3 protein-coding genes are annotated in these 2127 nt (G+C 71.7%); 2 read left to right on the forward strand and 1 reads right to left on the reverse strand.

Features of this window, described 5'->3' with window-relative positions:
• Positions 1 to 541: ThiF family adenylyltransferase (locus tag B7767_RS24560; RefSeq protein ID WP_256923553.1), on the reverse strand; the 541-nt coding region annotated here is incomplete at its 3' end.
• A gap of 216 nt (positions 542 to 757) precedes the next feature.
• Between B7767_RS24560 and B7767_RS24565 the strand changes: the two genes are divergently transcribed.
• The gene (locus B7767_RS24565; protein WP_085574108.1) at positions 758 to 1354 is read left to right on the forward strand and encodes a M48 family metallopeptidase; all 597 of its coding nucleotides are present in this window, start codon (positions 758 to 760) and stop codon (positions 1352 to 1354) included.
• Positions 1355 to 1490: 136 nt separating this feature from the next.
• Positions 1491 to 2127, forward strand: a 637-nt coding sequence (locus B7767_RS24570; RefSeq protein ID WP_143652616.1) for a TerD family protein, incomplete at its 3' end; no start/stop codon positions are given.

The following is a 2127-nucleotide window of genomic DNA, read 5'->3' on the forward strand; positions in this document are numbered from 1 at the left end:
CGACGGCCTCGGCGGGCAGCCCGCCCGGCACGACGTCCCACGGCTCGACCTGCCCGAGGTCGCGCACGTCGACCTCGCCCACCCCGGCCCCCGACAGCAGTGCCGCGAGGGCGGCGCCCACCCGGCCCGCGCCTCTCACCTGCACCCGCATGCTGCGGCGCGCCGCCAGCCGGCGCAGCGGATCGCCCGGCCCTGAGGTGGTCAGGGCGAGGGACGCCAGGTCCGGACGGAGCCGGTCGAGGACCTCCGGTTTCTTCCGCAGGGTCTCGGCGGCCGGCCCGCCGCCCCGCGAGTCGTCCAGCAACCCGGCCCGCGACAGCCGGCGCACCAGCCGGTCGACATGGCCCTCGGGCAGGTCCATGCGCCGTGCCTCCTCCCGCAGGAGATCCAGCCCGCGGGTGCCGTTGAGCAGGTCGAGGAAGCTGCCCGTGGCCGTGTCCACCGGGCCCAGCGTCAACGCGTGGGCCGACGTCATCCCGAACTGCACGGTGTTGAGATCGCGCCATCCGCGCCGCAGCGCGGGCTTGACCATCGGATGCATGACAGGCCCCCGTATGTCCTGGATCGTCCCTGTTGGGCGGTCGAGCCCTTCGCGGCTCGTCCGACGCATGCCAGCATGCCGGGACGGGCCGGAGCCTGCCGAAAGTTGTCCACAGGCGACGGGATTCATCGTACAAATCCGGCGCCCGGTGGGGGGATCACCGTGGAACCGTCCCGGAGCCAAGACTTCCCCGTGTGCAGCGGGTACCGTCGGGGCGTGCCCGCCGACCCACTGCACCGCGCCGGAAAGTCACAGCGCAGTACGACGAGCCAGCCGACGAACGGCTCACGGGCGAGCGCGATCGAGGTCCGCAGGAGCGCCCGCCGCCGCAGAACGGTCTCCGCGTACCGCGAGGGCGATCGCACCGTCGTGCTCATCCCCGCCCGGATGTCCGAGGCGGAGGAGCAGCGCTGGGTGACCGTCATGCTCGACAAGCTGGCCGCGCAGGAGAGCAGGCGGACGCTCGGGGACGCGGAGCTGGCCGAGCGCGCCCGGCGGCTGTCCGAGCAGTACTTCGGCGGACGGGCCCGGCCCGCCTCGGTGCGCTGGGTCACCAACCAGAACACGCGCTGGGGATCGTGCACCCCGTCCGAGGGAAGCATCCGGCTGTCGCACCGGCTGCAGGGCATGCCCGAGTACGTCGTCGACTACGTCCTCTGCCATGAGCTGGCGCATCTGCTGGTGCCCGGGCACGGCCCGCGTTTCTGGCGGCTGCTGGAGGCGTATCCGAGGACCGAGCGGGCCCGTGGCTACCTCGAAGGGGTGGTCGCGGCCGAGCGGCTGCCTCATGTGCCGGGTGCGCGCGATGCGTGAGCACCGCCCCAGGTGAGCGCACCGTAGGCCCGTGCGCGCGTTGTGTACCGGGTCTGTACCGACTTCATCCGGTGTCGGAGTTTGCCGTTAGCCTGGCGCGACGCACTCACATTCGGGATGGGGGACGGTCGTACGTATGGCCAGGGAATTCCAACGCGGCCACAAGGCCAGGATCAGTGACCTCACGGCGGGGACGGATCTGTACGTAGGTGTGCAGATCTCCGGCCCGGGGCTGACCTTCGACATCAGCTGCTTCGGTCTCGACGCCGACGAACGGCTCTCCGACGACCGTTACTTCATCTTCTACAACCAGCCGAAGTCCCCCGAGGAGTCCGTTCAGCTCCTGGGCGCCCAGGCGGGCGACACCGAGTCGTTCCGCGTGACGCTGGACCGGATCCCGCAGCAGATCAGGAAGCTGTCCTTCACGGCGACCCTCGACGGCGCCGGACAGATGTCACAGGTCGGTCCCGGGTACATCCGTATCGTCGCGGGCGGCGAGGAAGTGGCCCGGTACCCGTTCAGCGGCTCGGAGTTCTCCACCGAGCGGGCCGTGATGCTGGGTGACTTCTACTTCAAGGACGTCTGGCGGTTCGCCGCCGTCGGACAGGGCTTCGACGGCGGGCTCGACGCACTGCTGCGGAACTTCGGCGGCGAGGTGGCCGAGGACGAGCCGGCCGCCCCCCAGCAGCAGCCGGAAGCCGGCGGAGCCGCGCCCGGTTTCGCCCCGCCCGCCCAGGCCGCCGCGCCGCCCGCGTTCGGCGTACCCGGCGGAG

The sequence above is a fragment of the Streptomyces sp. 13-12-16 genome (assembly GCF_002114215.1).
Taxonomy (GTDB): Bacteria; Actinomycetota; Actinomycetes; order Streptomycetales; family Streptomycetaceae; genus Streptomyces.